Raw genomic sequence first — 6,000 nt, 5'->3', positions numbered from 1 at the left:
ATTTACCTTGCTGCTAATAAAGCAGCTTTCAATGAACTCAATTTATTAAAGATGGGTAATCCATCTTTTGCGTAACTTCAGTTATTTAACAACATAGTAGCACCACAGCTAACTATTGTTAATGGTTCATTTATTATTTAACAGACTCATAATTATGAAAATTCATCACATTAGAAACGCAACAATGATTATTGAAGTGAACAATCACTTCATTTTAGTAGATCCTATGCTTGGACCTCAAGCAACCATGCCTCCTTTTACATTATTCCGTTTTAAAGCTAAACGAAATCCTATTGCCCCTTTTCCTGAACAAAGTCGTTCCTTACTAGAAAAAGTAACCCATTGCATTATTACGCATCGACATCCTGACCATCTTGATACTGCTGGCATTAAGTTTCTAATTACACAAAATATCCCTGTTGTTTGTAGTTATAAAGATGCCCCTATTCTCAAAAATAAGGGGCTAACTATTTCTCAATCTATCCATTACTGGAAGGAAGTTAATTTTTTGAATGGAACCTTAGAAGGCATTCCTGCAAAGCATGGCTATGGTTTTGTTGCCAAACCAATGGGAAATGTTATGGGATTTTATTTAAAACTTCCTCAATATCCCTCTATTTATTTGAGCTCTGATACTATTTACACCAAACATGTTCACAAAGTTCTGATGGAATACAAACCTGACATTAGTGTTATCCCTGGAGGCGCCGCACAGCTTGACTTCTTTCAACCTTTGCTCATGACATTAGATGATATCCTTAAATTTGTGCAAAATGCTACTGGAAAAGTTATCATCAATCATCTAGAAGCAATCAATCATTGTCCAACTACTCGAAAAGATCTAAGAGAAATAATGACCAACAAACAACTTATGCCAAAAGTTTTCATCCCTGACGATGGGCAATCCATTATTTTCCAAGCCTAAAACACCTTTAAAATAATAAAAATCAATATACTAAATATTATAAAAATAAAATTTAATAAAAAATAGGCTTTCTCGTGAACCTTTTACCTTGTTTTGTTGTTTATAGAGACATACAACTTATTTTTTAGAAGAATCTTTTCTTTATTAAATCAAGAGAGCCGTTCATTTTGAGAAATTTCAAATGAACGGCTCTTTTCGCCTTTATAGATTCTTCTTTTGAGGAGTATATTCTCTATTCCTCTTTTGAGTAACGCTTCTTTTTCTTTTCTTTTTCTTTCCCAGCTACCACTATAACAATTTCACCTTTGGCTTTTAATTCATTGGATGCAACTTTAGCTTGCAACTCTGCCAGAGAGCCTCTAGTATATTCTTCATATAATTTAGAAATTTCTCGGCAAACTACTGCTTGGCGATCAGCACCACAATGCTCTGCCAATTGATTCAAGCATTTTTCCAAACGGTGCGGTGATTCGTACAAGGCAAATGTAGTTGGTAATTCTGCCAAGTACAGCAATCGCGTTTGGCGTCCTTTTTTGTGGGGCAAAAAGCCTTCAAAATAAAAACGATTGCAAGGCAGACCAGAAGCAACTAAAGCAGGAATAATAGCCGTAGCACCTGGCAAACACTCTATTTTGATAGTAGCATCTGCACAAGCTTTGATAAGGCTATAACCAGGGTCTGAAATACCAGGCGTGCCTGCGTCTGAAATTAAAGCAACTTGCATACCTCCTTGTATATCTTCTACAATCTTAGCCGCCTCTTGATTTTCGTTGTGTGCATGGTGCGAACGAAGTGGCGTGCTAATTTCATAATGCTGCATTAATTTTTTAGAAGTTCTAGTATCTTCTGCAAAAATTAGATCTACCTCTTTTAGCACTCTTAATGCCCGTAGAGTAATATCTTCTAAATTGCCAACTGGTGTGGGTACTATATATAACATTTATTTTTGTTTCAGGTCTTAACTAAACTGCAATTTAGCCAATTGAGTGTACACGCCATTATCTTTTGCAACAAGTTCTTCATGGTTACCTTGTTCAACTACTTTGCCCTGTTCCAAAACATAGATACAATCTACATCACGAACCGTCGCTAATCGATGTGCAATAATAATAGATGTTCTACCTTCCATCAACTTGTTTAAAGCATCCTGTACAACTCGCTCTGACTCTGCATCTAAAGCCGAAGTCGCCTCATCCAACAATAAGATAGAAGGATTCTTGAGAATTGCACGAGCAATAGCTACCCGTTGGCGCTGTCCTCCAGAAAGTTGGACTCCTCTCTCTCCTACAATTGTATCCAAACCATCTGGAAATGAATCGATGAATTGCCAAGCATTGGCTTGTTCTGCTGCAGCTATAATTTCTGCCTCTGTGGCATTTTGTTTTCCATAAGCAATATTCTCTCGAATACTCCCTCCAAATAAAATGACATCTTGGGGAACAATCGCAATATTTTGCCTCAATTGAGATAAGTTATAATCCGTAATTAGCTTGTCGTCAATGGTAATATTACCTCCTTTTAAATCATAAAACCGCAACAATAGCTTTACTATCGTTGACTTTCCACCACCAGAGGCTCCTACCAAAGCTATCTTTTGTCCAGACCAGATTTGCAGGTTAACATCATTTAGAATGGTTAAATCAGGTCGAGAAGGATAATTAAATTTGACGTGATTAAACGCTATGTTTCCTTGTATTTTTAAGTCAGGTAGCGTTTCGTCCAAATTTATTTCCGAATTGCTTTCCAAAATTTCCATAATACGCTCTGAAGCACCTACCGCTCGTAAGACCTGAGTATAAAAGTCTCCTAAACTTGCAACAGCTGCTCCTATAATAGCCGTCAAGGTGATAAAGGTAACCAATTCGCCAGACTTCATTGTTCCAGCTTCTACCATAGTGGCTCCCCACCACAAGACAAAAAACATCGCACCAAATAAAGCCGTTATAATAAAAACAATAAACAAACCTCGGATGCGAGCAAAGCTAAGTGAAATGGAGACAACATCGTCTACTGATTTCCCATAACGTTTGCGCTCGAACCACTCGTTGGTAAACGATTTGACAACAGAGATAGCCTGTAGTGTTTCTTCTAAAATAGTACTTGTTTCAGCTAATTTATCTTGGCGTTTTCTTGATAATTTTCGAATATAACGACCAAATACCATGGCAATAATAATAACAACAGGAAATGTAGATATCATCACCAATAATAATTGCGGTGCCATCCATGCCAAATAAACAAACCCTACTACTAGTATTATAATTTGACGAATCAACTCTGCCAATGTAATTGATAAGACATCTTGTAATTGTTGAACATCTGCGGTACTACGACTTGTCAATTCTCCTACTCTATTTTGGTCAAAAAAAGTCGTGGGTTGTGTAATTAACTTGTTGTACAAAGCCTTGCGTATATCGGCCATTCCTCTTTCGCTTACATTCGCAAAAAGCAGTACTCTAAAATAAGACGTTAATGCTTGTAATACTAAAATAGAGGCTAAAACCAAGCCTACATCTTTGAGCGTAAAGCCCCATTTTGACTCGCCTTTAGCAATATCTATCAATTCTCCTGCTGCCGCAGGAAAAACCATAAATACACCACTACCAATTACTAAGAAAAAAAGCCCTCCGATAAAGGACAAACGATAGGGTGCCAAATAAGCCAACAACTTCTTCGCTTTTGCCCACCCATCTTTACTAATTTTGGGACGCTCTTCTGAACCGCTTCTCCGTCTAGCCATGTGCTATGATATAATTAAGAAGGTATAAAAAAGTCACATATTTGTGATTTTAATTTTATCTAAGTAGTCAGAAAAAATAATAACAAAAAATGGGATGCTTTTCTGCTAATCAAAGAAGAAAAACAAGGCTGTTTTAGCTGCGCTGCGACTGCATGGTACTTGTTATTTTTTTTTTGAACGATTACTTATACAGTACCTCGTAGATTTTTTATTCTAATTATTGGTAAAACAAAAAATTTATGAAGTATTGCTTCAAACAATTAAGGTCAATCGACCCAATCATTTTGAGGTGCAAAGATAAAATCAATCTCTCTTTATTCTGTCAGACTTAGGTCAAATCTTATAAGCTGACATAGAAAAAAGGTTCGCCCCTAATTGCGACGAACCTCATATCTTTTATTTTGTAACGCAACTGCGTACTAATTAGTTAGTAGGCTGTTGTGGTAGTGTTTGTCCTCCAGGAACTGATGCAGGAGCTGTTGGTGCAGTAGGAGCTGTTGTAGTTGTTGTGTTAATTTCTTCCCCTACAGGACCACTAGCGCCGTCTCCTTTAAAAAATACACCTGTCACCAAGCATAAAGCCAATAAAGATGAAGCTAAACCCCATGTAATTTTTTCTAGCATATCGCCAGAATTTGCAGCTCCCATAACTTGATTTGCCGCTTGGCTTCCTCCAAATGCAGAGCTCAATCCTCCACCTTTAGGGTTCTGTACCAAAATTACAAGAATCAATAATACAGAAATGAATGCGATAAGTATGGTTAGTAATAAAACCATGATAGTAGATTATTTTCTTAAATTAATGAATAATTAGACCACGAGACACAATGCAAACATCAATGTCGCCATTCCCAAAGTGATTTTTTCGAGCATTTTATCAGATCGAGCAACACCTATTAATTGGTCGGCATTAAATGTAGCGCTCAATGCGCCTGTCTTTGGATTTTGTATTAAAATAACAAAAACTAGTACAGCAGCTATCAAAGCTATTGCAATTAACAAAAATAAACTCATGTTTGCATTTTTTTAGTTAAAAAAGGAGTTATGTTTCTTTTTTATCCAAATACCATACAATTTAAGCTAGTTCTGCTATTTTGTCTGCAAATAAACGACTTTTTTCAGGAAATTTCAAACTTAATGTCTTATACATTTTAATTGCCTTAGATTTTTGCCCTTGTAGTGCCAATAAGTCAGCCAAAGTTTCAGAAGCAACTTCTTCATTTTCAGTAGTACTATCATCTTCCCAAGCCTCTGTAGAGTTTTCAATATCACTCTCCTTTTTATCGCCAATACTCTTGAGAAAGCCATCCGTTTGAGTTAAAAACAAATCAAAGATATCTACAGACTCTGCATTTTTTTCATACATCTGCTCCAAGTTCTGGAATTCTAACTCTTGCTCGCTCTTATCGACTTCCACTTTGGGGAACGTATCTTCTAAAGTTTCCTCTTTAGCATTTGGAACAAAAGAAACGTCTTTGGTCTTTTTACGTGTTTTCTTTTTAGAAGTTTTAGCCTTTCGTGTTGTAGGTTGAGTAGAATTTTCTTTCGGTTCAGCTTCTTCTTCTAGAAAATCAAAAACCCCTTTTTCAAACACTGGAATTCTAGACAACTTAAAGCCTTTTTTTAGAGCTGGATTTTTATCATCTATTCTTGGAGGTTCAAACTCTTGCAGCCATTCTTCTATTGGCATATTGCTCAAACTACGGTTTTCTTCTTCTTCATTTTCGTCCGAAACAGTGTATCCAACCGACAGATCCTCAGCCGTTAATGGAGTTTGAAATGCTAAAAATGGAGGGTTTTCAGAGACTTTATGCTGGTAAATAGGGGGTGGATCAGCCAATTCAGTCGTTAGTGGAGTTTTTTTTTCCGCTTCAGAATCATCTGAAGGTTTCATATCTATCACCTTTGTTTTCTCATTAGCTACTGTTGGCGTATTTAAAAAATCATACAATTTGCTACGATCAGCAGCATACATAGAAGCCAAAGCTAGGTGTCGTTCAAACGCAATATGTTTGTCTGTTTTATATTTTTTGAGCAAGAGCATACGGATACCGTTGCAGTATGGAAACTGCAAAAGCAATTGATCCAATGCTTCATAACTCATTGTATTGAGTTCATTAGGATTTTTTAATAAACTAGTGAATTCAGATCTTGTCATAAAATGATAAATGCATTCATTCTTCAAAATTCATATCCTCGTGATAATCAAATCAAAAAATGCACTTTATTTTCAATAATTTGCAAAAGTTACTTAAACAATAAGATAACAAAAATACATTTTTTTTTCGAATAATCATTATTATAGACAGGATAATCTACAAATTCATTCTATCCG

6 protein-coding genes are annotated in these 6,000 nt (G+C 36.0%); 1 reads left to right on the top strand and 5 read right to left on the bottom strand.

What is annotated here, in order from left to right; genetic code table 11:
- Positions 1-154 precede the first annotated feature (154 nt).
- The gene (locus tag CG11_RS18650) at positions 155-925 is read left to right on the top strand and encodes an MBL fold metallo-hydrolase (protein ID WP_052598352.1); all 771 of its coding nucleotides are present in this window, start codon (positions 155-157) and stop codon (positions 923-925) included.
- Positions 926-1,157: 232 nt separating this feature from the next.
- On the opposite strand, the gene rsmI is transcribed toward CG11_RS18650, so the two are convergent.
- The 5 genes from rsmI to CG11_RS18625 form a co-directional block, all read right to left on the bottom strand.
- On the bottom strand, positions 1,158-1,865 hold the full coding sequence (gene rsmI / locus CG11_RS18645; protein WP_052598351.1) for a 16S rRNA (cytidine(1402)-2'-O)-methyltransferase: 708 nt from the start codon (positions 1,863-1,865) through the stop codon (positions 1,158-1,160).
- An 18-nt stretch (positions 1,866-1,883) separates the two neighbouring features.
- Positions 1,884-3,665 (bottom strand): ABC transporter ATP-binding protein, encoded by a 1,782-nt coding sequence (locus CG11_RS18640; RefSeq protein ID WP_052598350.1) that lies wholly within the window; start codon positions 3,663-3,665, stop codon positions 1,884-1,886.
- Between the two features lie 423 nt (positions 3,666-4,088).
- Complete coding sequence (gene secG / locus CG11_RS29090) at positions 4,089-4,442, bottom strand: preprotein translocase subunit SecG (protein WP_063833144.1); 354 nt, start codon at positions 4,440-4,442, stop codon at positions 4,089-4,091.
- Between the two features lie 33 nt (positions 4,443-4,475).
- Positions 4,476-4,679: a preprotein translocase subunit SecG gene (secG, locus tag CG11_RS18630; protein ID WP_052598349.1), complete on the bottom strand. Its 204-nt coding sequence runs from the start codon at positions 4,677-4,679 to the stop codon at positions 4,476-4,478.
- Positions 4,680-4,740: 61 nt separating this feature from the next.
- Positions 4,741-5,823 carry a hypothetical protein gene (locus CG11_RS18625; protein ID WP_156039828.1) on the bottom strand — a complete coding sequence of 361 codons (1,083 nt, stop codon included), beginning with the start codon at positions 5,821-5,823 and terminating at the stop codon, positions 4,741-4,743.
- Positions 5,824-6,000: the final 177 nt, after the last annotated feature.

The sequence above is a fragment of the Aureispira sp. CCB-QB1 genome (assembly GCF_000724545.1).
In the GTDB taxonomy this organism is placed as follows: domain Bacteria; phylum Bacteroidota; class Bacteroidia; order Chitinophagales; family Saprospiraceae; genus Aureispira.
This window is presented reverse-complemented; position numbering and strand designations above follow the sequence as displayed.

What these genes read in the sequence shown, in the direction of transcription:
- CG11_RS18650 (WP_052598352.1), top strand. Translation starts at nt 155, where the DNA reads ATGAAAATTCATCACATTAGAAACGCAACAATGATTATTGAAGTGAAC.
- rsmI (WP_052598351.1), bottom strand. Translation starts at nt 1,865, where the DNA reads ATGTTATATATAGTACCCACACCAGTTGGCAATTTAGAAGATATTACT.
- CG11_RS18640 (WP_052598350.1), bottom strand. Translation starts at nt 3,665, where the DNA reads ATGGCTAGACGGAGAAGCGGTTCAGAAGAGCGTCCCAAAATTAGTAAA.
- secG (WP_063833144.1), bottom strand. Translation starts at nt 4,442, where the DNA reads ATGGTTTTATTACTAACCATACTTATCGCATTCATTTCTGTATTATTG.
- secG (WP_052598349.1), bottom strand. Translation starts at nt 4,679, where the DNA reads ATGAGTTTATTTTTGTTAATTGCAATAGCTTTGATAGCTGCTGTACTA.
- CG11_RS18625 (WP_156039828.1), bottom strand. Translation starts at nt 5,823, where the DNA reads ATGACAAGATCTGAATTCACTAGTTTATTAAAAAATCCTAATGAACTC.